The organism is Amycolatopsis sp. lyj-108 (genome assembly GCF_046549005.1).
GTDB lineage: Bacteria > Actinomycetota > Actinomycetes > Mycobacteriales > Pseudonocardiaceae > Amycolatopsis.
Window position 1 is genome coordinate 218,028 of sequence record NZ_JAJPWQ010000008.1, and the last position, 21,641, is coordinate 239,668.

Here is a 21,641-nt window from a genome sequence, read left to right on the forward strand (position 1 = left end):
CATTCAGTGCCCTGTCGGGCCGAACTGCTGCGGCGGTTGCTGCGGTTGCTGCTGCGGCCAGCCGCCCTGCGGCGGGTACGGCTGCTGATACGGCTGAACGGCCTGCGCCGGCGGGCCGGGCTGCTGCTGCGGGTACTGCTGAACCGCCTGGTTCGCGTACGGCCGCGGGTTTCCTTGCTGCGGCGGAAATCCCGGCTGCGCCTGTCCTTGCCACTGAGGCTGCGTCTGTCCTTGCCATTGGGGCTGAGGCTGCGGCTGCCCACCTTGCGGCGCCGCCACACCGGCCCGCGACGCGCGACGCTTCTTGCGGATCAGCATCGTCGCGCCCAGCCCGGTCAGCCCGACCCCGACTCCGCCCACCCACAGACCATGGTTCTTGAAGGCCCTCTCACGGACCTCCGCACCGTGCTTCATCTGGTCGTAGGTCTCCGTACGGACGGTGCGGCCACCCTTGGTGGTCTCGCAGACGTCGCCGTACGACATGAGCCTGCCGTCGCATTTGACGGCGCTCGAGTCTTCGGTCGCCCACAGCAGGCAGACACCCAAGAAGCCGAACCCGATTACCAGGACAAGAACCCAGCGCTTCATGTGTTACACACCCTCCCCAGTGTGTCACACATGAGAGCACAGATGGGCCGCCCTGGCAAGACCGAAGTCAGCCTTCGCGGTACCGGCGTTCCTCGGTGACGCCGACCCCGGCGTCGGAGTCGAAGTGGTAGACCTCGCGCCCGCGCACGAACACCCGCATGGCGCGGTTCATCACGTCGAGCGGGTCACCCGACCAGAGGACCACGTCGGCGTCGAGGCCGGGCTTCAGCGCGCCGACCTGGTCGTCGAGGTCCAGCATCGCGGCCGGGTTGACGGTCAGCGCCTTCAGCGCGGTCTCCGGGTCGAGGCCGTCCTTCACCGACAGCGCCGCTTGGTACACCAGGAAGTTGATCGGCACGACCGGGTGGTCCGTGGTGATCGCGATCCGCACGCCCGCCCTGGCGAGGATGCCGGGCGCGCGCAGGGTGCGGTTGCGCAGCTCCACTTTGGACTTGGTGGTGAACAGCGGGCCGAGGATCACCGGCACGTCCCGCTCGGCGAGCAGGTCCGCGATCAGGTGGCCTTCGGTGCCGTGGTTGATCACCAGCTTGTAGCCGAACTCGTCCGCCAGCCGGATCGCGGTGACCATGTCGTCGGCGCGGTGGACGTGCTGGTCCCAGTAAAGCTCGCCGTCGAGGACCTTGGCCAGCGTCTCCTTGGTCAGGTCGACGTCGAACGGCTTGCCCTCGCCGGCGGCGTGGTCGCGCTGGGCGGCGTAGTTGCGCGCGGCGGTGAACGCGTCGCGGATGGTCGACGCGACGCCGAGCCTGGTCGACGGCGTCTGCTTTTTGTCGCCGTAGACGCGCTTCGGGTTCTCGCCGAGCGCGCTCTTCACGCTGACACCCTCGGCGAAGATCATGTCCAGCACGGTCCGGCCCCAGGTCTTGACGCCGATCGTCTGCCCGCCGATGGGGTTCCCCGAACCGGGCTTGATGACGACGCTGGTGACGCCGCCCGCGAGCGCGTCGTCGAAGCCGGGCTCGTAGGGGTCGATCCCGTCGATCGCCCGGAACCGCGCGCCATTGGGGTCGGTCATCTCGTTGGTGTCGTTGCCCGACCAGCCTTCGCCGTCCTCGTGGACGCCGAGGTGGGCGTGCGCGTCGATGAACCCGGGCAGCACCCAGCTGCCCGCGGCGTCGATCAGTTCGGCGTCGTCGGGGACGTCGACGTCGGCGTCGGCGCCGACCGCGACGATCTTCCCGTTCTCGATGAGGACCGTGCCGCCGTCGATCGGATCACCGTCGACCGGGACGACGTAACCACCGACGATGGCCTTGACCTGTGCTTTGTTCGACATACTTTGACACGCTAACGAACTGGGCCGCCGGTCCGCACGCGGGGCTTTTCGAAGTGGACCAGCTCGTAGTGCTTCTCGGGCGTCCGGTGCGTTTCGACGTAGCCGAGCTTCCGGTACATCCGCAGCGGACCGGCGCTCCGCTCGCCGGTGAACAGGCGGAACACGGTCACCGAAGGCGGCGCGGCCGCTTCGGCGCCGAGCAGCAACGAGCTGCCGAGCCCGTGTCCCTGCCTGTCCGGGGCCACGATGAGCCTGCCGACGAGACCGGCCTCGCCGTCCACGACGATCCGGACACTCGCCACCAATCGCCCGGATTCCCTGACGCCCCAGGCGAAGCACGCGGCATCGCCCAGTGCCTCCTTGGCCTGCTCGAACGTCTCGAGCAGCGGCGGGAGGTCGAGATTCTCGTGTTCCCTGGCCTCCGGGACGTACGCAGCGCGTTGCAGCGTGAGCACTTCGCCCGCGTCCGCGGGGCCCAGGCGGAGAAACGACATCTCAGCGCACCCTGATTCCCCAGCTCCCGGTCCACGAGGACGCGGGCTCCAGGTCGATCAGGTCGGTGCCGGTGTTGAGCGCGTCGGCGGGGCAGGTCATCGGCTCGATCGCCACCGCCCGGCCGCGGCCGACCAGATCGTCCGGCGTGAACACCTGTGCCCAGCGGAAGTCCGGCCCGGCCCAGACCAGCAGCTCCCGCTCCCCGTGCGAGAGGACGTGGTGGTGGTTGCCGTCCTCGGCCACGCTCAGCCCGCCGAACGCCGTGTCCAGGTCGACGCCTTCGAGCACCTTGCCGGACCGGAAGTCGTACTCGGTCCCCTCGACGTCCTGTTCGTCGGCGTACGGCATCTGCTCGTCGCCGACGTACGGCCGGACCCGGCTCGCGGGCAGCGTCAGGGTCAGCTCGTCGGTGGGCACGTCGCCGATGCGGAAGTACGGGTGCGTGCCGAGCCCGACGCCGATCGGGCTCTCGCCCTCGTTGCGGATCTCGTGCGTCACGACCAGTTCGCGCGGCGAGATCTCGTAGGTGATCGTCGCGCGCAGCGGCACCGGCCAGCCTTCCCGCGCCGGGACGTCGATGGCCAGGGTGATCGACGACTCCGCGTGTTCGAGGAGCTCCCACTCCTCGTGCCGGGTCAGGCCATGGATCGCGTTGCCGCGTGCCTCCTCGGTGATCGCGAGCTGCTGCTTCTCCCCCTGGTGCACCCACTGGCCGCCCTTGGTGCGGTTCGGCCAGGGCAGCAGCACCTGCCCGGCACCCTTCGGCGGCTTCTCGTCCTCGGCGAACGCCTCGACGTACGGCACGCCGCCGACCTCGAACGCGCGCAACCCGGCACCGATCTCGGTGACGACGGCGCGCGCGTTGCCGCGGGTGATCTCGAACTGCTCTCCGGTGGGATTGGCCATGCTGACGAGGTTACCGGCGGCCTTGTCCGAAGTAGTGTGGGAGCGCCACGCCCGGACGAAGGAGACCGCCGCGATGACCGTTCCCGGCTACCCCAGCACCGTCGGCCGCGTCCTGGAGCGGAGCGCGCGGCGCGTCCCGGGCCGGGTCGCGCTCACGTTCGCCGATCGCGTGTGGACCTACGCGGAGCTCGACCGCGCGGCGGGCAGGGTCGCGGCGAAGCTGCTCGGCCGCGGGCTCGTCCACGGCGACCGTGTCGCGGCCTTCGGCAAGAACTCCGACGCGTACCTGTTGCTGTACCTCGGTTGCGCGCGGGCCGGGTTGGTGCACGTGCCGGTGAACTTCAACGCGCGCGGCGAAGAACTCGAGTACCTGCTCACGCAGTCCGAGCCCGCCGTCGCCTTCGTCGACCCCACGCTGACCGAACACGTCAGCGTCGAGCATGTGTCCACACTGGACGTACTGGAATGGGCACTGGACGAAACCGTTGTTCCGCACGAGGAATCCGGGGTCACGGATGATGATCTCGTCCAGCTGCTCTACACGTCCGGGACGACCTCACGGCCGAAGGGCGCGATGCTCACCCACCGCGCGCTGGTGCACGAGTACTCGTCCTGCATCGCCGCGCTCGACCTGAGCGACCGCGACGTGCCGCTGCACGCGCTGCCGCTGTACCACTCGGCGCAGATGCACGTCTTCCTGATGCCCGGCCTGGCCGTCGGCGCGACGAACCACCTCGTCGAGTCACCCGACCTCGGCGACATCCTCACGCGGATCCCGCGCCAGGGCGTCACTTCGCTGTTCTTCCCGCCGACCGTCTGGGTGGGACTCGCGAATCACCCCGGTCTGGCGGACGCGGATCTGAGCGGTCTCACCAAGGCCTACTACGGCGCGTCGATCATGCCCGTCCCGGTGCTGAACGCGCTGCGCTCACGGCTGCCGGAAGTCGGTTTCTACAACTGCTTCGGCCAGTCGGAGATCGGTCCACTCGCGACGGTGCTGCGTCCCGAAGAGCACGACGCGCGGCCGGATTCCGTCGGCCGCCCGGTGCTCTTCGTCGAGACGCGCGTGGTGGACGCCGAGATGAACGACGTCCCGCCGGGCGAACTCGGCGAGGTCGTGTACCGCTCTCCCCAGCTGTGCACCGGTTACTGGGGCAAACCCGAGGAGTCGGTGGAGGCTTTCGCGGGCGGCTGGTTCCATTCCGGTGATCTGGTGCGCCAGGACGAGGAGGGCTACCTGTTCGTCGTCGACCGGATCAAGGACGTCGTCAACACCGGCGGTGTCCTCGTCGCGTCACGCGAGGTGGAGGACGTGCTGTACGCGCATCCCGCCGTCGCCGAGGTCGCCGTCGTCGGCCTGCCGCACGAACGCTGGATCGAGGCGATCGCCGCGGTGGTCGTCGCGAAGGAGCCCGTCGAAGAAGCGGAACTGATCGAATTCGCCAAGAAGTCGCTGGCGGCGCACAAGGTGCCGAAGTCGGTGCACTTCGTCGGCGAGTTGCCGAAGAACGCGTCCGGGAAGCTGCTCAAACGCGAGTTGCGGCAACAGTTCGGCGGCTCGGCGTCAGCGATCGGCGTCTAGCGCACACGCGAGTTACGCCTCCGATCACGTGAGTTACGCCGCCGATCACGCGAGACCCGTGTCTGATCACGCGAGTGCGTCCCTGCGTGCTTACTAGACCGGTCGTCATAGTTTGAGCTACAGTCGGCCGCATGGTCCGCCGCACCGACACCAGGCAGCGCATGCTCGACTCCGCCGCCGAGCTCTTCCACCAGCAGGGTTACCACGCCACCGGGCTCAACCAGCTCGTCACCGCCGTCGGCGCGCCCAAGGGATCGCTCTACTTCCACTTCCCCGGCGGCAAGGAGCAGCTGGCCGCGGAGGCCATCCGCCAGTCCGCGGATCGCCTCTGCGATCAGTTGCGCACGATCGCCGCGAACGCGCCCGACATCGTCACCGGGATCGAGACCATCATCGACGCGCTGGCGACCTCACTGGAGGAGTCGGATTTCCAGCGCGGTTGTCCACTCGCGACGGTCGCGCTCGACGCGTCGGGTGACAGCGAAGTGATCCGCCAGGCCTGCGCCGACGGCTACAACTCCTGGCACACCGTCATCGCCGACGCGCTGGACACCGACAAGGCGGACCAGCTGGCGACCGTCGTCCTCGCCGCCATCGAGGGCGGTTTGCTGCTGGCCAAGACCCTGCACGACACCGCGCCGCTGCGCGCGATCGCCCCTCATCTGGCCACCACACTCGAACGGGAGTTGTCCTGATGCGCGTCCACCACCTCAACTGCGGGACCCTGCGGCCGATCGGCGGCAAACTCGTCGACGGCAGGCCGGGGCTGTTCCGCCGCGCCGAACTGGTCTGCCACTGCCTTCTGCTGGAGACCGACACGGGGCTCGTCCTCGTCGAAACCGGCGTCGGCACACCGACCGTCGGCAGGCCGGCCGAATGGCTCGGCGCCGGTTTCGTCCGGCTCGTCCACCCCGACAGCGACGACGACCTGAGCGCCACCACCCAGATCCGCAAGCTCGGCTTCGACCCGGCCGACGTGCGCGACGTCGTGCTCACCCACCTCGATCTCGACCACGCGGGCGGGCTCGTCGACTTCCCCCAGGCGCGGGTCCACGTCCACGCGCGCGAACTCCAGGCACTGGAGAAGCCGATCGACCGCAAGGAAGCGAGCCGCTACCGGAAGGTCCAGTTCAGCCACGGTCCGAAGTGGAAGTCGTACCGCGCCGACGGCGAGCCGTGGTTCGGGTTCGACGCCGTCCGCGAGCTCGAAGGGGTCCCGGACGTCCTGATCATCCCCCTCGCCGGGCACACCCGCGGGCACGCCGGCGTCGCGGTCGACACCGGTGACGGCTGGCTCCTCAACGCCGGTGACGCCGTCTTCCACGGCGGCGAACTGGAGCGAAACCCTCACATCCCCTTCGCACTCGGCTTCTTCGAGTCGTACATGCAGACGGAGAAGACGGCACGACTGGACAACCAGCGCCGGCTGCGCGAACTTGTCAGTGACAACGGTGCCGAAGTGACGGTCTTCGCCGCGCACGACGTCACCGCATTCGAACGGCTCAGCCAGAGGAGCAGGTTATGAAGGTGCACCACCTGAACTGCGGCACGATGCGCGCACCGGGAGGCAAGCTGCTCGACGGCCAGCCCGGTCTGCTTCGCCGCTCGGAGCTGGTGGCGCACTGCCTGCTCATCGAGACCGGCGACGGTCTCGTGCTGGTGGACACCGGTTTCGGCCGCAAGGGGGTCGCGAATCCGGGCGCGTGGCTCGGCACGCCGTTCACGATGATGGTCGGCGCGAAGCCGGTCGAGACGGAGACGGCGGCCCACCACGTCGAGGCGCTCGGGCACAAGCTGGAGGACGTGCGGCACATCATCTGCACCCACCTCGACGTCGACCACGCGGGCGGGCTCGCGGACTTCCCGAACGCCGTCGTGCACGTCCGCACCGCGGAGCACGACGCGGCGACGTCACCGTCCAACCCGAGCGAGAAGTTCCGCTTCCGCGCCAACCAGTTCGCCCACCGTCCTTTGTGGAGCCATTACGACGAGGCCGGGGACGAGTGGTTCGGCTTCCAGGCCGTCCGTGAACTCAAGGGCCTGCCGCCGGAGATCCTGCTGGTGCCGCTCGCGGGCCACACCAAGGGTCACACCGGGGTGGCGGTCGACACCGGCGACGGCTGGCTGCTGCACGCGGGCGACGCGTACTTCTTCCACGGTCAAATGGATCCGGTGAAGCCGCACTGCCCGCCGGGGATGACCGCGTTCCAGAACATGGTGCAGACCCTGCGCAAACCGCGGCTGGAGAACGTCGAGCGGCTGCGGGAGCTGAGCCGAGAACACGCCGACGAGGTCACCGTGTTCTCGGCCCACAGCCCGATCGAGTACCAGTCGCTCAGCCGGGGTCGTGAGTGATCAGCCGACCGGCGGCTCGACGGGCTGCCGGTCCTCTTCGCTGTGGGTGGCCCGCATGACGAGCCAGTTGATCCCCCACAGCACGATGCCGACGCCGAGCAGGATCGCGGCGACCTTGTAGTCGCGCGCGGGCCGCCCGGACAGCGGGGTCACCAGGTAGAGGCAGAAGATCGCGGCCAGCACCGGGATGATGGTCGGCGCGCGGAAGTGCTTGTGCGCCGCCTTCTCCTTCCGCAGCACCAGTACCGCGACATTGACGATGGCGAACACCGCCAGCAGCAGCAACGCCGTCGTCCCGCCGAGCACACTGATGTCCACAAAGGACACCAGGGCGATCGCGATCAGGCTGGTGAACACGATCGCCACCCACGGGCTGCGGCGGAACGGGTGCACGGTGCCCAGCTGCTTCGGGATGATCCGCTGGTTCGCCATGCCGTAGAGCAAACGGCTGGCCATCAGCATGTTGATCAGCGCCGAGTTGATGACCGCGAAGAGACCGATCGCGGAGAAGACCTCACGCGGGAACCCGGGGGCCCCGACGTCGAGCACCTTCAGCAGCGCGCTGCTCTTGGCGGCTTCCAGGTCGTCGGCGGGCACCAGCAGCGAAGAGGTCACGGAGACCAGGATGTAGATGGTCGCGGCGATGACCATGCCCCACAGCATCGCCTTCGGGAAGATCCGGATCGGGTCCTTGCACTCCTCGGCCATGTTCACCGAGTCCTCGAAGCCGACCATCGCGAAGAACGCCAGCGACGTCGCCGAGGTGATCGCCACCAGCATCGTCTGGTTCTCGGTGTCGAACTCGACCAGCCGCGACGCGTCCCCGTTGCCGTTCAGCACCGCCCACACGCCGACCCCGATGATGATCAGCAGACCGCCGATCTCGATGCAGGTCAGCACCACGTTGGTCTTCACCGATTCGGAGACGCCGCGGAAGTTGATCAGCGCGAGCCCGATCACGAACAGGATCGCCACCAGCGGCATCGGCGCGGTGATGAACTCGGCGAGATAGGTGTCCCCGAAGGCCTTCGCCGCCGACGAAGCCGACGTGATGCCCGAGCACATCACCGCGAACGCCACCATGAAGGTGAGGAAGCGGAGCTTGAACGCCTTGTGCGTGTAGAGCGCCGCACCCGCCGCCTGCGGGTACTTGCCGACCAGTTCCAGGTAGCTGAACGCGGTCATGATCGCGACCACGAACGCGATCAGGAACGGCAGCCACAGCGCGCCGCCCACGCGGCCGGCGACCTGTCCGGTGAGCGCGTAGACGCCCGTCCCGATGATGTCCCCCACCACGAAGAACAGCAGGAGCTTGGAACCCATGACCCGTTTGAGGCTCGGCTGACCGGCTGGCCCGGTCTGTTCTGTTGTCGTCGTGTCCGCCATGCGGCAAGAGTGTGCCGTATCACGTCTGGTGCCGACAGTCCGGTTTGGTCAGTTCTTCGTCACGGGTTGACGAAGCACGCCTTTGGGTAATTCGCTCAGTTGGCGTCGACCGCGGTCTTCACGAGCGGGGTCATCATTTCCTGCGTCATCTTCGCCGGGCCGGTGTAGTTGACCAGCACGGGCACGTCGCCCACGAGCTCGGCTACCGCGAGCGTCGCGGTCTTGTTCTCGTCGACGTAGTAGAGACCGCCCTCGCCGACACCGGCGACGTCCTTCGACCCCGCCTTCGCCTTCTTCAGCGCGGCGACCATCTCGGCGGGCTTGAGCTTCTTGCCCTCGAAGCGGGTCACCGCGAGCGCGCCGATCTGCTTGCCCGCCGCCGAGTAGACGCAGCTCTTGGCCTTGCCACCATTGGCGGCGTTGTCCTGCACCGGGCCCGGCGCCGACGTCACGCCCTGAAGGGAGACCGCCTTGCCGACCGCCTCGGCGGGCAGCAGCGCGCACGGCTCCTTCGAACCGTTGCCGCCGGTGGGCGCGGCCGAAGAGCTCGGCGCGGCGGAGGGAGCGGGAGCCTGGCTCGACGGCTTGGCCGCGTTGTCCGACTGCGTGTCCCCGGAAGAACAGGCGGAAAGGGTCGCGATGACAGCGGCGAACAGGATGATCGCCCGTGAAATACGCATGGCCCGACGATAGACCGAATGGCTCAGTCCGCCGGGGCCCGGTACCGCCAGAACGACGGGATCAGCAGCGCCGCGGCGATGACCAGCACGATGACCAGCACCCCGCCGCCGGAGGCCGCGGCGGCGGTGCCGACTCCGGCGGCCGCCCAGCCGTGGGTGAGGTCGGCGATCCGCGGGCCGCCCGCGACGACGACGGTGAACACGCCCTGCAGCCGTCCGCGCATCTCGTCGGTGGTGGCGAGCTGCAGGATCGACATCCGGTAGATCGCGCTGACCATGTCGGCCGCGCCGGCGAGCGCCATGAAGAAGACCGCGAGCCACAGCGACTGCGCGAGACCGAAGCCGACGATGGCGGCACCCCAGACGCAGACGGAGATGATCACGCCGACGCCTTGTTTGCGGATCCTGGTCAGCCAGCCGGAGAAGAGACCGATCAGCATCGCGCCCGCCGGGAGCGCGGCGTACAGCCAGCCCAGCGCCGGGCCACCGCCGGGCGGATCGCCGAAGGTGCGCTCCGCCATCTCCGGGATCAGCGCGCGCGGCATGCCCGCGACCATCGCGATGATGTCGACGAGGAACGAGGCCAGCAGGATCTTCTGCTTCGCCAGGTACTTGAAGCCGTCGATGATGTCGCGGATCCCGGCCCGGCGAGCGATCTCGCCGAGCGGCGGGATCGGGGGCAGCTTCCAGACCGCGATGAGGGTCAGGGTCAGTGCGACGACGTCGATCAGGTAGAGCGTCGAAAGGCCGAGGATCGGGATCAGCGAACCGGCGAGCAGCGGGCCGAAGACCGCGCCGAAGGTGGCCATCGTGCTGCTCAGCGCGGTCGCGGGCGCGATCAGGTTGTCCGGCACCAGCCGGGCGACGACGGCGCCGCGGGTCGGCATGTTGATCGCGAAGAACGCCTGGTTGACCGCGAGCAGGGCCAGGACGAGCCAGACGGAGCCGAGGTTCAGGAACGCCTGGAGCCACAGGACCGCCGACGTGACAGTGACGCCGACGTTGGTGACGAGCAGGAGTTTGCGGCGGTCGACGGCGTCCGCGATGGCGCCGCCCCAGAGACCGAAGACGAGCAGCGGGACCAGGGCGACCAGGCCGGTCAGGCCGACGTACGCCGACGAGCCGGTGAGGTCGAAGACCTGTTTGGGGACCGCGACGGCGGTGAGCTGGCTGCCGACGGCGGTGACCGCGGTGGACAGCCAGAGGCGGCGGAACGCGGGGATCTTGAGCGGCCTGGTGTCGACGACGATCGAGCCGAAGAGCTTGCGGACACCTTTGCGCTGGTCAACCCCCACGTCGTCACTCACAACCCGACAGCTTAGCCGCGCTAACTAACCATCCGCGCGCGATTTACCTCACCCACCCCACGCACGCACGAAGGCCAGGCCGCCGCCACGGGAAGGTCGCGAAAGCCACTTTCGCGACGCCTAGCGTCCCGAAAGTGGCTTTCGCGACACCCCGACACCCGACTCTGGTGCCCCCACGCGTCTCCCGGGAGCGCGCCAGCGCGACAGGGAGACTTCACCGTCGAGCGCCCTCTTTTGGGCCGAAGGCCCCCGGAAACGCGATGAAGGGGCACCCTCCGCTCGCAACGTGAGTTGCAAGCGACCCGGGTGCCCCTTCGGCGCGTTTGCGGAAGCGCTCGACAGAAATTACGGCGCTACGCGTTCAACCTGCCAGCCGTCGTCAGTGCGGACGTAGCGGAGCCTGTCGTGCATGCGGTCTTCGCGGCCTTGCCAGAACTCGACGACGTCGGGCCGGATACGCCAGCCACCCCAGTGCGGCGGGAACGGGATGTTCTCGACGTCGGCGAAGCGGCGCTCGATGCCGTGGAGCGCGGTCTCGAGGGCGCGGCGGCCGTCGACGACGCGGGACTGGGGCGAGGCCCAGGCCCCGAGCTGTGATCCTCGCGGACGGGAGGCCCAGTACTCGGCGGTCTCGGCGACGTTGACCTTCTCGACCTCGCCGCGCACGTGGACCTGACGCTGCAGGGCGTACCACGGGAAGGTGATCGACGCGTAGCGCGTCGCGGTGAGGTCGTGGCTCTTGGTGGAGGTGTAGTTCGTGTAGAACACGACGCCGCGTTCGTCGAGGCCCTTGCACAGGACGGTCCGGGAGGACGGCCTGCCTTCGGGGTCGGCGGTGGCGAGCACCATCGCGTTCGGTTCGGGGATCCCGGCGGAGACGGCCTGGTTCAGCCAGTCCTGCAACTGGGCGGTCCAGGTCTCCGCCAACGCGGACTCGTCGAAGGCGGCGCCTTCGTAGGCCACCCTCATCCCGGGCAGGCGTACGACGGCGTCGTCACCGCTGACAGCGCCGACAGCGCCAGCAGCGTCGTCCTTGATCTCCGGCATCATCCGCCAAACCTCCGTACCCGATCGGGGCCCATGACTTCGGCTTTGCCGCCGACGGTATTGCCTAGACGGCGGCGGCGAAACCCACTGAACGGTGACACCCGCCACCCCTGCCCGATCATCTGTGTGTAGCCACTGGACCGCAAGCCGTTACCTGCCGGTTACCTGGCCGACCCTGATCGATACAGGTCGATCGTCGGCCGCCGAGGCCGCGTCCGCCGGTCCGTGAAATGGCACTCGCTCGCGAGAAGGCGGACTAATTCACCTTTGCGGAAGGTGCGAATTGCCTGCACAGACCCGGTCCGAGCGGACGGGAAGGGAATTGCGTTCGCCGAACCCGCCCTATTCTTACCACCATTTCGAACTATTCGAATTCGGCGACTCCAGGACGCCTAGAGGCCGTCCATCCAGCGCCTGGCCAATTCTGTCGTTTGACAGAAATTAGCGGCCGGGAAACACCGCCGACACAGACCCGCGAGATGTGCCAGAAGCGCGGCCAAGGCCGGCTCCGGGACGGCAATTGTGTCCCGGAACCGGCCTTCGCTTCTTCTGCCCCGTTGTCAGTTCGTGACAGTGAACTCCGCACGGACGATCCAGCCCCAGCAGTCGTACGACGCCGTGTACCTGCCCGGCACCGTCCCGGCCGGACCGTCGCCCCGCAACGCGACACCGATGCCGCCGGTGCCGCCGTCTCCCACCACCCGCAAGGGAATCGGCGCGGCGAGACCGTCCGCGACGAGGGTCGTCGCGAGCTCGCCCGCCCCCGACGGGCGCAGGCAATAGATGTCGGCGGTGACCGTCCCACCTGCGACGACGGCACTCGGGCTCAGGACCAGACTGGACGGTCTGGTCGCGTTCGCCTGCCCCGCACCGGCCAAGGTGGACAAGAGCGCCGCCCCCGCGACGCACAACGCGGCCGAACGAATTTTCATCCTCTGCTCCCTCCAGAAGACGGGCGAAGTTTTCACCCGCCACCCGATGGACGTACGGCGCCGGGATCGGGGTTGCCCACCGGGCGAGAGTCCGCTCTTTGGGGCGAACGGCCGGATTTAGCAGAATGTGACAGCGAATCGTGCAAGAGCCGACGATCACACTAGGTAGACCTTGCGCCACTCGATAGGATCGCCGCCGAGAGCAACGGGGTGATCACCTCTATCCAGAGTGTTCAGAGGTTTTGATGGGACGGCCGGGTGTGCGGCCGCACCATCCGCTATTGCCGGCCGGGCTTCCGCGAGGGAGCTCGACGCCGGTCGATCAGTCCTGCGCTCGAACCGCCGGAACTTTCCACGCCCGTGTTACTCCCCTTCCCCAGGAGTGCGTTGTGATTTCCCGTTCCCGCCGTCTCGTGACGGCGTTGTTGTGCGCCCTTTCGCTCGCAGGTGTGACCGCCCTTTCGGCTTGTTCCGACAGCACGGCCGCCTCCGGCAGCAAGGTCACCATCGGTTACAGCGCCTGGCCGGGCTGGTTCCCGTGGGCGGTCGCCCAGGAGAAGGGCCTGTTCGAGAAGAACGGCGTGAACGTCGACCTGAAGTGGTTCGACAGCTACACCGAGAGCATCAACGCACTGTCCTCCGGCGCGATCGACGCGAACAGCCAGACCCTGAACGACACGCTCGCGTCGGTCAGCGGTGGCGCGAAGCTGTCGGTGGTGCTGGTCAACGACAACTCCACCGGCAACGACAAGATCATCGCCCGTCAGGGGATCACCGGCGTCGCCGACCTCAAGGGCAAGAAGATCGCTGTCGAGCAGGGAACCGTCGACCACTACCTCCTGCTGCTCGCGCTGCAGGAGGCGAAGCTGACCGAGAAGGACGTCGAAGTGGTCCCGCTGCTGACCGACGCCGCCGCGGCCGCGTTCGTCGGTGAACAGGTCGACGCCGTCGCGGCCTTCGCCCCCTTCACCTCGAAGGCGCTCGAGCGTCCCGGCAGCCGCGCGATCGCGACGTCCGCGGAGTTCCCCGGCGCCATCCCGGACCACCTCGTCGTCTCGGAGCAGATGTCGAAGGAGCGGAAGAAGGAGGTCCAGGCGCTGGTGAACACCTGGTTCGAGACGATCGAGTGGATCAAGCAGAACCGGGACGAGGCCGTGCGGATCATGGCCAAACGCGGTGCGGTGTCGGTCGAGGAGTACAAGAGCTACGACGCGGGCACCACGATCTTCACCAAGCAGCAGAACCTCGACGCCTTCACCCCCGGCGTCACCCCCGCCCATCTGAACTTCCAGGCCGGCAAGATCGCCGACTTCATCGTCTCCAACGGGCTCGCCCAGAACCGGCCGAACTTCGACGGGCTGTTCGACGACCAGTACGTCAAGGCGGTGAAGTGAGCACCACGGACGCGGCGAAGCAGGCCACTCGGCGGGCGGACGCCGCTGACGAGGCCGAAGCGCGCCGTCTCGAAGACGAGCAGCGGCTCGCCGAAGCGCAGGAAGCGCGGGGCGGCTCGCGGCCGGACTGGTCGCCGCTGCCCCGCCGGGCGGGCCTCAAGCCGGACGCGTCCCCGCTGTTCTCGCTCCGGACGCCGATCCCCGCGCGCTGGCGGTGGACGCTGGCGGTGGCCTCGTTCGTGATCCCGCTGCTGATCTGGGTGACGCTCAACGCGCTGGGCACCATCAAGCCCACGTTCCTGCCGACGCCGGTCGCGGTGTTCGACGCGCTGCTGAAGATGATCGAGTCGGGTGAGCTGTTCAGCGATCTCTGGGCCACCACCCAGCGGGTGCTGCTCGGTTTCGGGCTCGCGGTGCTCGTCTCGGTGCCGCTCGGCATCGTGATGGGGACGTTCGACGCGGGGCTGGCGTTGTTCGAGCCGGTCATCGCGATGCTGCGCTACCTGCCGGCGAGCGCGTTCATCCCGCTGCTGATGATCTGGCTCGGCCTCGGCGAACCGTCGAAGGTCGCGGTCCTGTTCCTCGGCACGGTCTTCTTCAACACGCTGATGACCGCCGACGCCGTCCGCGGGGTGCCGCGTTCGCTGATCGACGTGTCGTACACGCTCGGCGCGCGGCGCGGCGAGGTCCTGCGCAAGGTGATCGTGCCGCACGCGCTGCCCGGCATGATCGACGCGACCCGCGTCAACGCCGCGGCCGCGTGGAACTTCGTGGTGGTCGCCGAACTGATCAACGCGACCGCCGGGCTCGGCCTGCGGATCATGCGGGCGCAGCGGTTCACCCAGACCGACCGGATCTTCGCGCTGCTGATCGTGATCGGGCTGCTCGGGCTGGTCATCGACATCGCGCTCCGGCAGCTGCGGGCACGCGTCGGGAAGTGGGCGGCGTGACGCTTCAGCTCAAGGCCGTCGCCAAGGACTACACGGTCCGCGACAAGACCACCCGTGCGCTCGACGGGATCGATCTCGACATCGCGCGCGGCGATTTCGTCTGCGTGGTCGGCGCGAGCGGATCCGGCAAGTCGACCCTGCTGTCGCTGATCGCGGGGCTGACCGAACCGACCGAAGGCCTGATCACCCTCGACGGTGACGCGGTGACCGGGCCCGGCCCGGAACGCGGGCTGGTGTTCCAGCACGGCGCGCTGTACCCGTGGCGCACGGTGGAGGGCAATGTCGCGTTCGGACTCGAACTGCTGAGCCTCGACAAGGCCGAACGCGCGCGCCGGGTCGACTGGTATCTCGAGGAAACCGGGCTCGACCACCTGCGGAAGTCGTTGCCCAAACAGCTTTCCGGCGGGCAGAAGCAGCGGGTCGCGATCGCGCGGGCACTGGCGTGCGAGCCCGACGTGCTGCTGCTGGACGAGCCTTTCGGCGCACTGGACGTCCAGACCAAAGAGGACATGCAGGTCCTGATCCGCCGGATCTGGGCCGACACGCACACCACGGTGCTGATGGTGACCCACGACGTCGAAGAGGCCGTGTTCCTCGGCAGGCGCGTCGTGGTGCTGGCCTCGGATCCGGGCCGGGTGGCCGCCGACATCGTGGTCGACCTGCCCGGCGACCGCGAACTCGCGGTCAAACGCGCGCCGGAGTTCGTCGCGCTGCGCGCGTCCATCGAAGACCTCGTCCGGGAGCAGCACCGCGGACACCTCGGGCGGAGCCGGGGAGAAAGGTGATCATGAGGCACGGGAAGACCCGGCCCGAACGCGGGCCGCGGTCCGGATTGCTCGGCAGACTCGGCATCCGGGGCAAGCTCAACCTGCTCCTGATGCTGCCGCTGACCGCCGTGGTCCTGGTGTCGGTGCCTTACGTCGCCGGGGAGATCGACGACGCCCGGTCCGCGCGCACCACCGCCGACGTCGCGTCGCAGGCCCGCGCGCTCGGCACGCTGGCCTGGGAACTGCAGCGGGAACGGCTGCTGACGGCGCACTACATCGCGTCTTCGTCGGCGAGCAGTTCGGCGATGCTCAAGCAGCAGGGCGTCGTCGCGGAAACGGTGAACCAGATCCGGTCGCAGCTGAGCGCCGACGCGCCGGAAGAGCTCGCCGCCGCGCTGGTGCGGATCGGGTCGCTGAACGAGATCCGGGAGAACGCGCTCCGGCGCGGGGCCTCACTGGACAGTGTGGCGCGGACGTATCACGCGGTGATCGACGCGGTCATCAACTCGCTCCGCCTCGTCCCGCAGCAGACCAGTGACGCGGAGGGCACCCAGCAGCTGACGGCGCTCGACGCGCTGCTGCGCGCGAACGAGGAGAACTCGTTGCGCGGTATGGCGTTGATCATCGTGCTGGTCACCCCCGAATCCGGGACGCCGGTGCTGGCCGACGCGAAGCAGCAGTCGTCGCTGTTCCTCGAACGGTTCGTGCAACAGGCCGACGTCGTCCAGGCCACGCAGGTCGTCGCGGTCGAACAGGGCGAGACGGGCCGCCGGGTCGACGCGCTGGAAGCCAGGCTCGCGGAAGCCCGCGGCCCGCAGGCCGTGCAGAACCTGCTGCCGGACATCCTCGGCGCCGTCGACGCCCAGTCGAACCAGCGACGGCTCGCCCAGGACGCGGTCACCACCGGCATCACCGACGCGGCGACCGCGCGGGCCGACGCCGCCCAGAACCTGGCGTGGACGATCGGTATCGGCGCCGGGGTGCTGTTCCTGCTGGTCGGCGGTCTCGCGATCGCGGTCAGCCGGTCGATCGCGGATCCGCTGCGGAAGCTGACCACGGCGGCGACCTCGGTCGCGGACCTCGCGAGCACCGAACTGGTCCGCGTCACCGACACCGAGGAGGCCGAAGAACTCGCGCCGCGCCTCGCCACCATCGACGTGTCCTCGCAGGACGAACTCGGCAAACTGGCCGACGCGTTCAACCGGGTGCAGGCCACCGCGGCCGAACTGGTGGAGCGGCAGGCCCTCACGCGGCGCAACGTCGGCCTGATGTTCGCCAACGTCGCGAAGCGGACGCAGAACCTCGTGGGCAGGCAGCTGGCGCTGGTCGACGAACTGGAACGCAACGAGCAGGACGTCGCCCTGCTGGCCAGCCTCTACCGGCTCGACCACCTCTCCACCCGCCTGCGCCGGAACGCGGACAACCTCCTCGTCGTGTCGGGGAATCGCGACGAGGCAAGGATTTCCGGTCCGATCGAGCTGTCGACGGCGCTGCGTTCGGCGCTCGCGGAGATCGAGGACTACCAGCGGGTCCGGCTCGGTTCGATGGGCGACGTCCTGCTTTCCTCACCGTTCGGCTCCGATCTGGTGCTGATCTTCGCCGAGCTGCTGGAGAACGCGACGTCGTTCTCCCCGCCGGAGTCCTTTGTGGACGTCGGCACGAAGATCCTGCCCGACGGCTCCTGCCTGATCGTGATCGTGGACCAGGGCATCGGCATGACCGCCGAACGGCTCGCCGAGGAGAACCGGCGGCTGGTCGAACGCGAGCGGCTCGAACTGGCGCCGACCAGCGTGCTCGGGCTGTTCGTGGTCGGGCGGCTCGCGCGGCGGCACGGGCTCAAGGTCGAACTGACCGAGACCGAGCCGGGAGCGGGGATCACCGCGCGGCTCACCGTCCCGCCGAACCTGCTGACGTACCGGCAGCCCATGCCGAAGTCCGTCCCGGCGCCGCCGGTGTGGCCGACGGCGGAACCGGCCGACGAGCCCGCGCCGCCGTCCTTGCCGGAGCCGCGGGCGAAGACGCCCGGGCACGAGCCGCCGACACTGGCGATCGCCGGGATGATCCCGCGCGACGGTATGCGTCCCAAGGACTTCCGGTGGTTCCGCAAGACCGACGGGGAGATCGCGGAACCCGCGCCGGCACCGGTACCGCTTCCGGCGCCCGCACCCGTGTACCAGGCTCCCGCGCCGACGCTCACCGCCGCCGATCCCGGGGAGACCCGGGGCGGGCTGCGGCGCCGGGTCAAGGGCGCGCAGCTGCCAGGCGCCCCCGAAGCACCGTCGCGGCAGAAGTCCAGGCATGATCCAGAAGCGGCCAAAGCGGCCTTCGACGGCTTCGAGGCCGGACTCGCGAAGGCCACCACGTCGCCGGCAGCAGCCGCAGCGCCGATGTCGATGCCGACCCCGACACCGGTGCCCGCCGCCTCGCGCGGCGGTCTCACCAGAAGGGTCCCCGGCGCGCAGCTGGCGCCGGGACTGTCCAAAGGACCGGCCGCGCGGCACCAGACCGCGCGGGCGGCGCTGAACACCACCAAGCCCAAGGGCATGCGTGACCCCGAGGCCGAGCGTGCCGCGTTCGACGCCTTCAGTGACGGGTTGGAGAAAGCCGTCAACCCGGAGATGGAACAGAGAGAGAAGAGCAAGAGATGACGACCGGAGTCAGCGTCGAAGCCCGGAACTTCAACTGGTTGGTGACGCGCTTCGCCCAGAACACGGCGAGCGCGATGGGCGCGATCGCCGTCTCGGCCGACGGTCTGCTGATCGCGATGTCGTCCGAGCTGGAACGGGCCAACGCCGACCGGCTGGCCGCGATCTGCTCGGCGATGCTCGGCCTGGCGCACGGTGTCTCCGAGAGCCACCCGCTCGGTTCGCCCGACAAGATCATCATCGAGCTGGAGCAGGGCTACCTGCTGGTCTGCACGATCAGCATCGGCTGTTCGCTCGGTGTGCTCGCCACCAAGCAGGCCAGCCTCGGCACGATCGCCTACGAGATGGCGATGTTCGCCAACCGGGCAACCGAGGTGCTCACCCCCGCGCTGATCGAGGAACTCAAGAAGAGCGTCGGCAGCTGAACTGACGAGGGGACAAGGGAATGAGCGACGACCAGGTACCTCAGCCGCGAGGCGCCGAACAGGGCATCTCGCCGCTACGCCCGTATCTGCTCACCGCCGGCCGCGCGCAGCCGGTGGACGGCACGCTCGAAATCGAGGCTCAAGTGCTCACGAGCAGGCTCGGCGCGGCTTCGCACGCGAGGCTGACCTTCGAACGACGGGAGATCGTTTCCCTTTGCCGGGAAACGAAATCCGTCGCCGAAGTGGCGGCGATGCTCGGCCTGCACATCGGCGTGGCCCGTGTCCTCGTGGCGGATCTCGCCGCGCTCGGCTACGTCGTGCTCCGTCGCCCTGCCGGAGCCTTCACCCAGGACCTCGGCATGATCGAAAGGGTCATTCGTGGACTCGAATCCATTCGCTGAACCGGTGACGGCCAAACCGCCGACACCGGTCAAGATCGTCATCGCCGGCGGGTTCGGCGTCGGTAAGACGACCACCGTCGGCGCGATCTCGGAGATCAAACCGCTGACCACCGAGGCCGCCATGACTTCGACCGGCGCGGCCGTCGACGGCACCGGCGGGAACGTGCCGTCGAAGACCACCACCACGGTGGCGCTGGACTTCGGCTGCATCACCATCGACGAAGAGGTGAAGCTGTACCTCTTCGGCACGCCGGGGCAGGACCGGTTCGGGTTCATGTGGCACGACCTCGTGCTGGGGGCGCTGGGCGCGCTCGTCATCGTCGACACCCGCCGTCTCGACGACTGCTATCCGGCCGTCGACTACTTCGAGAAGGCCGGGTTGCCGTTCGTGGTCGGGGTGAACGTCTTCGACGGCTCCCTCAAGCACGACCTCGAGGACGTGCGCTGGGCACTCGCGGTGGGCGAGGACGTCCCGCTGATCACCTTCGACGCGAGGCAACGGCTTTCGGTCCGTGACGCGCTGCTCGCCGTACTGCACAACACCTTCCGGCGAGCCTCCGCCGCTTCCTGACCGTCTCCACCCTCGCAATTCGGCACCTGCTTGCGGTAGTTCGCCTTCGAACCACCGCAACCAGGTGCCGAATTGCGACCGGGGGTCAGGAGGGCCGGGTGATCGCGGCGAGCATCAGGGCCCGGAGTTCGGCGGCGACGTCGGCGACCGGCAGCGGCGGGGTGTGCGCCTGCCACTCGCGCAGCAGTCCGGTCGCCGCGCCGACGAGCGCGATCGCCGTCAGGTGGTAATCGCGGTCCGGCGCCACCCCGTGCTCGGCGGCGTGCCGGGCCTCGGCTTCGATGAACGCGGCCCACCGGTCGACCCATTCCTGATGCTGCGCCTCCAAGGCGGCGCTGACGCCGACGGCCTCGACGTAGTTCAGCCGCGGCATCCGGGGATCCGAGGTCACCGAGCTGACGAAGACGTCCAGCAGTGTCCCGATCCGGGTGACCGCGTCCGCGTCCTCCAGCCGTTCCAGGATGCCGGTGACGTGCTCCAGCGCGAGCGAGTTGATTCGCTCGTGCAGGGTCAGCAGCACCTTCTCCTTGCTCTCGAACTCCTCGTAGAAGTTCCGCGTCGAGACGCCGGCGCGGGTGCACAACTCGGTGATCTTCGCCTGCTGGTAGCCCGTCGAGGTGAACAGGTCCAGGGCCGCCACGAGCAGGCGTTCACGCCGTTCGGCGCGCCGTTGCTCGGGCGCGACCCCGCCGTAGGTGCGGGCCACTCGACCTCCCCCGATTCGGTAACAGGGATTGCCAGATGCTAGCAACTCCGCCTACATTGCGAAAATCGTAATTACCAAACTGGAGGCAACGGTGCTTCGGACAGTTCTGGTCTCAGCCCTCGCAGCCGCCCTGATAGGCGCGCCCGCCGCGCAAGCCGCGCCGAGTGCCCCCGGGGATCTGGTCGACTACAAACCGGTCATCGCCACCGCCCCGGCGAAGGCCTGGAAACTCAACTACCGCTCCACCTCGGCGACGGGACAGCCGAACACGGTCTCGGGCATCCTGCTGGTCCCGCACACGCCATGGACGAAGGGCGCGCGGCCGCTGGTCAGCTACGCCGTCGGCACCCACGGCCTCGGCGACCGCTGCGCGCCGTCGACCCGGCTGACGAACGGGTCCGAGAACGAAGTCCTCCTGATGAGCCAAGCGCTTTCGCGTGGCTGGGCGGTCGTCGTGACCGACTACGAAGGCCTGGGCACCCCGGGCACGCACACCTACGCCGTCGGCCAGTCCGAAGGCCGGGCCGTCCTCGACGCCGCTCGCGCCGCCTCGAACGTCCCCGAAGCGGGCCTGTCCAAGACCGGGCCGGTCGGCGTTTTCGGTTACTCACAAGGAGGTCAGGCCGCGGCCTTCGCCGGTGAGCTCCAGCCGTCCTACGCGCCCGACGTCAACCTGGTCGGCGTCGCGGAAGGCGGTGTCCCGGCGGATCTGAACGCGGTCCTGAAGTTCAACGACGGCGGCCCGGCGTTCGGTCTGGTGCTCGGCGCCGCTGTCGGCTACTCGACGGCGTACCCCGAACTGCCGTTCAACGACGTGCTCAACGCGAAGGGCGAGAGGATGGTCGCGAAGGTCAAGGAAGCGTGCACCGTCGAACTCGGCGCGGCGGCACCTTTCGCACGGCTCAACGACTTCACGACCGTGCCGAACGTTTCCTCCGACCCGCGCTGGCAGGCCCGGCTCGGCGAGAACCTCGCGGGTAAGACCAAACCGGGCGCGCCGGTCTACCTGTACCACGCGTCGCTGGACGAACTGATCCCGCTTTCGGTCGGCCAGGGCCTGCGCGACCGTTACCGCGCCCTCGGCGCCGACGTCACCTGGCAGGAGTTCCCGCTGCTGGAGCACATCGGCGGCGTCGCGACCGGCGGTCCGGTCGCGATGACCTGGCTGGGCACCAAGTTCTGACGGGGAGTCGGTCCGCGAGGGCCT

Annotated in this window: 22 protein-coding genes; 12 read left to right on the forward strand and 10 right to left on the reverse strand. The window is 68.7% G+C overall.

Going from position 1 to position 21,641, the window contains the following annotated elements:
• Positions 1-3: 3 nt before the first annotated feature.
• From ACLJO0_RS27955 to ACLJO0_RS27970, 4 genes are all read right to left on the reverse strand, one after another.
• Positions 4-588 (reverse strand): hypothetical protein, encoded by a 585-nt coding sequence (locus ACLJO0_RS27955; protein ID WP_410581528.1) that lies wholly within the window; start codon positions 586-588, stop codon positions 4-6.
• Positions 589-655: 67 nt separating this feature from the next.
• Complete coding sequence (locus ACLJO0_RS27960; protein ID WP_410581530.1) at positions 656-1,885, reverse strand: amidohydrolase; 1,230 nt, start codon at positions 1,883-1,885, stop codon at positions 656-658.
• 11 nt (positions 1,886-1,896) lie between these two features.
• A complete protein-coding gene (locus ACLJO0_RS27965; RefSeq protein ID WP_410581532.1) occupies positions 1,897-2,379 on the reverse strand; it encodes a GNAT family N-acetyltransferase in 483 nt (160 codons plus the stop codon).
• A 1-nt stretch (position 2,380) separates the two neighbouring features.
• Entirely contained in the window at positions 2,381-3,286 is a 906-nt protein-coding gene (locus ACLJO0_RS27970; protein WP_410581533.1) for an aldose 1-epimerase family protein, read from the reverse strand.
• A gap of 73 nt (positions 3,287-3,359) precedes the next feature.
• Between ACLJO0_RS27970 and ACLJO0_RS27975 the strand changes: the two genes are divergently transcribed.
• The 4 genes from ACLJO0_RS27975 (at position 3,360) to ACLJO0_RS27990 (ending at position 7,223) form a co-directional block, all read left to right on the forward strand.
• Entirely contained in the window at positions 3,360-4,868 is a 1,509-nt protein-coding gene (locus ACLJO0_RS27975) for a fatty acyl-CoA synthetase (protein ID WP_410581809.1), read from the forward strand.
• A gap of 131 nt (positions 4,869-4,999) precedes the next feature.
• Positions 5,000-5,563 (forward strand): TetR/AcrR family transcriptional regulator, encoded by a 564-nt coding sequence (locus ACLJO0_RS27980; RefSeq protein WP_410581534.1) that lies wholly within the window; start codon positions 5,000-5,002, stop codon positions 5,561-5,563.
• Positions 5,563-6,393, forward strand: a complete 831-nt coding sequence (locus ACLJO0_RS27985; protein WP_410581535.1) for an MBL fold metallo-hydrolase — start codon at positions 5,563-5,565, stop codon at positions 6,391-6,393. Before ACLJO0_RS27980 ends, ACLJO0_RS27985 begins: the two co-directional genes overlap by 1 nt.
• Positions 6,390-7,223 (forward strand): MBL fold metallo-hydrolase, encoded by an 834-nt coding sequence (locus tag ACLJO0_RS27990; protein WP_410581537.1) that lies wholly within the window; start codon positions 6,390-6,392, stop codon positions 7,221-7,223. Before ACLJO0_RS27985 ends, ACLJO0_RS27990 begins: the two co-directional genes overlap by 4 nt.
• Here ACLJO0_RS27990 and ACLJO0_RS27995 read toward each other — a convergent pair whose 3' ends face one another.
• The 5 genes from ACLJO0_RS27995 to ACLJO0_RS28015 form a co-directional block, all read right to left on the reverse strand.
• Complete coding sequence (locus tag ACLJO0_RS27995; RefSeq protein WP_410581538.1) at positions 7,224-8,609, reverse strand: APC family permease; 1,386 nt, start codon at positions 8,607-8,609, stop codon at positions 7,224-7,226. It abuts the gene before it with no gap.
• A 95-nt stretch (positions 8,610-8,704) separates the two neighbouring features.
• Positions 8,705-9,289 (reverse strand): DUF3558 domain-containing protein, encoded by a 585-nt coding sequence (locus ACLJO0_RS28000; RefSeq protein ID WP_410581539.1) that lies wholly within the window; start codon positions 9,287-9,289, stop codon positions 8,705-8,707.
• Between the two features lie 23 nt (positions 9,290-9,312).
• The gene (locus ACLJO0_RS28005; RefSeq protein WP_125791443.1) at positions 9,313-10,596 is read right to left on the reverse strand and encodes an MFS transporter; all 1,284 of its coding nucleotides are present in this window, start codon (positions 10,594-10,596) and stop codon (positions 9,313-9,315) included.
• A 345-nt stretch (positions 10,597-10,941) separates the two neighbouring features.
• Entirely contained in the window at positions 10,942-11,646 is a 705-nt protein-coding gene (gene pdxH / locus ACLJO0_RS28010) for a pyridoxamine 5'-phosphate oxidase (RefSeq protein WP_410581540.1), read from the reverse strand.
• A gap of 557 nt (positions 11,647-12,203) precedes the next feature.
• Positions 12,204-12,575 (reverse strand): hypothetical protein, encoded by a 372-nt coding sequence (locus ACLJO0_RS28015; RefSeq protein ID WP_125791441.1) that lies wholly within the window; start codon positions 12,573-12,575, stop codon positions 12,204-12,206.
• Positions 12,576-12,964: 389 nt separating this feature from the next.
• Between ACLJO0_RS28015 and ACLJO0_RS28020 the strand changes: the two genes are divergently transcribed.
• Genes ACLJO0_RS28020 through ACLJO0_RS28050 form a run of 7 tightly spaced genes read left to right on the forward strand, consistent with a single transcriptional unit; the run spans position 12,965 to position 19,728 of the window.
• On the forward strand, positions 12,965-13,969 hold the full coding sequence (locus tag ACLJO0_RS28020; RefSeq protein ID WP_410581542.1) for an ABC transporter substrate-binding protein: 1,005 nt from the start codon (positions 12,965-12,967) through the stop codon (positions 13,967-13,969).
• Positions 13,966-14,919, forward strand: coding sequence for an ABC transporter permease (locus ACLJO0_RS28025; RefSeq protein ID WP_410581543.1), 954 nt, complete (start codon positions 13,966-13,968; stop codon positions 14,917-14,919). The genes ACLJO0_RS28020 and ACLJO0_RS28025 overlap by 4 nt, the downstream gene beginning before the upstream one ends.
• Positions 14,916-15,704, forward strand: coding sequence for an ABC transporter ATP-binding protein (locus ACLJO0_RS28030; protein ID WP_410581544.1), 789 nt, complete (start codon positions 14,916-14,918; stop codon positions 15,702-15,704). The genes ACLJO0_RS28025 and ACLJO0_RS28030 overlap by 4 nt, the downstream gene beginning before the upstream one ends.
• Before the next feature lie 2 nt (positions 15,705-15,706).
• On the forward strand, positions 15,707-18,334 hold the full coding sequence (locus tag ACLJO0_RS28035; RefSeq protein ID WP_410581546.1) for a nitrate- and nitrite sensing domain-containing protein: 2,628 nt from the start codon (positions 15,707-15,709) through the stop codon (positions 18,332-18,334).
• Entirely contained in the window at positions 18,331-18,756 is a 426-nt protein-coding gene (locus ACLJO0_RS28040; RefSeq protein ID WP_005156032.1) for a roadblock/LC7 domain-containing protein, read from the forward strand. The genes ACLJO0_RS28035 and ACLJO0_RS28040 overlap by 4 nt, the downstream gene beginning before the upstream one ends.
• A gap of 20 nt (positions 18,757-18,776) precedes the next feature.
• A complete protein-coding gene (locus ACLJO0_RS28045; RefSeq protein WP_125789372.1) occupies positions 18,777-19,157 on the forward strand; it encodes a DUF742 domain-containing protein in 381 nt (126 codons plus the stop codon).
• The gene (locus tag ACLJO0_RS28050; protein ID WP_125791436.1) at positions 19,135-19,728 is read left to right on the forward strand and encodes a GTP-binding protein; all 594 of its coding nucleotides are present in this window, start codon (positions 19,135-19,137) and stop codon (positions 19,726-19,728) included. The genes ACLJO0_RS28045 and ACLJO0_RS28050 overlap by 23 nt, the downstream gene beginning before the upstream one ends.
• A gap of 85 nt (positions 19,729-19,813) precedes the next feature.
• Here the strand turns inward: ACLJO0_RS28050 and ACLJO0_RS28055 are convergent, their stop codons facing one another.
• Positions 19,814-20,434, reverse strand: coding sequence for a TetR/AcrR family transcriptional regulator (locus ACLJO0_RS28055; RefSeq protein WP_410581549.1), 621 nt, complete (start codon positions 20,432-20,434; stop codon positions 19,814-19,816).
• Positions 20,435-20,525: 91 nt separating this feature from the next.
• Here ACLJO0_RS28055 and ACLJO0_RS28060 point away from each other — a divergent pair, with 91 nt between their 5' ends.
• Complete coding sequence (locus ACLJO0_RS28060) at positions 20,526-21,617, forward strand: lipase family protein (protein WP_410581550.1); 1,092 nt, start codon at positions 20,526-20,528, stop codon at positions 21,615-21,617.
• Positions 21,618-21,641 lie beyond the last annotated feature (24 nt).

Bases quoted from the DNA above. Each gene is read 5' to 3' on its own strand.
- ACLJO0_RS27955 (WP_410581528.1), bottom strand. From the start codon at position 588: ATGAAGCGCTGGGTTCTTGTCCTGGTAATCGGGTTCGGCTTCTTGGGT.
- ACLJO0_RS27960 (WP_410581530.1), bottom strand. From the start codon at position 1,885: ATGTCGAACAAAGCACAGGTCAAGGCCATCGTCGGTGGTTACGTCGTC.
- ACLJO0_RS27965 (WP_410581532.1), bottom strand. From the start codon at position 2,379: ATGTCGTTTCTCCGCCTGGGCCCCGCGGACGCGGGCGAAGTGCTCACG.
- ACLJO0_RS27970 (WP_410581533.1), bottom strand. From the start codon at position 3,286: ATGGCCAATCCCACCGGAGAGCAGTTCGAGATCACCCGCGGCAACGCG.
- ACLJO0_RS27975 (WP_410581809.1), top strand. From the start codon at position 3,360: ATGACCGTTCCCGGCTACCCCAGCACCGTCGGCCGCGTCCTGGAGCGG.
- ACLJO0_RS27980 (WP_410581534.1), top strand. From the start codon at position 5,000: ATGGTCCGCCGCACCGACACCAGGCAGCGCATGCTCGACTCCGCCGCC.
- ACLJO0_RS27985 (WP_410581535.1), top strand. From the start codon at position 5,563: ATGCGCGTCCACCACCTCAACTGCGGGACCCTGCGGCCGATCGGCGGC.
- ACLJO0_RS27990 (WP_410581537.1), top strand. From the start codon at position 6,390: ATGAAGGTGCACCACCTGAACTGCGGCACGATGCGCGCACCGGGAGGC.
- ACLJO0_RS27995 (WP_410581538.1), bottom strand. From the start codon at position 8,609: ATGGCGGACACGACGACAACAGAACAGACCGGGCCAGCCGGTCAGCCG.
- ACLJO0_RS28000 (WP_410581539.1), bottom strand. From the start codon at position 9,289: ATGCGTATTTCACGGGCGATCATCCTGTTCGCCGCTGTCATCGCGACC.
- pdxH (WP_410581540.1), bottom strand. From the start codon at position 11,646: ATGATGCCGGAGATCAAGGACGACGCTGCTGGCGCTGTCGGCGCTGTC.
- ACLJO0_RS28015 (WP_125791441.1), bottom strand. From the start codon at position 12,575: ATGAAAATTCGTTCGGCCGCGTTGTGCGTCGCGGGGGCGGCGCTCTTG.
- ACLJO0_RS28035 (WP_410581546.1), top strand. From the start codon at position 15,707: ATGAGGCACGGGAAGACCCGGCCCGAACGCGGGCCGCGGTCCGGATTG.
- ACLJO0_RS28040 (WP_005156032.1), top strand. From the start codon at position 18,331: ATGACGACCGGAGTCAGCGTCGAAGCCCGGAACTTCAACTGGTTGGTG.
- ACLJO0_RS28045 (WP_125789372.1), top strand. From the start codon at position 18,777: ATGAGCGACGACCAGGTACCTCAGCCGCGAGGCGCCGAACAGGGCATC.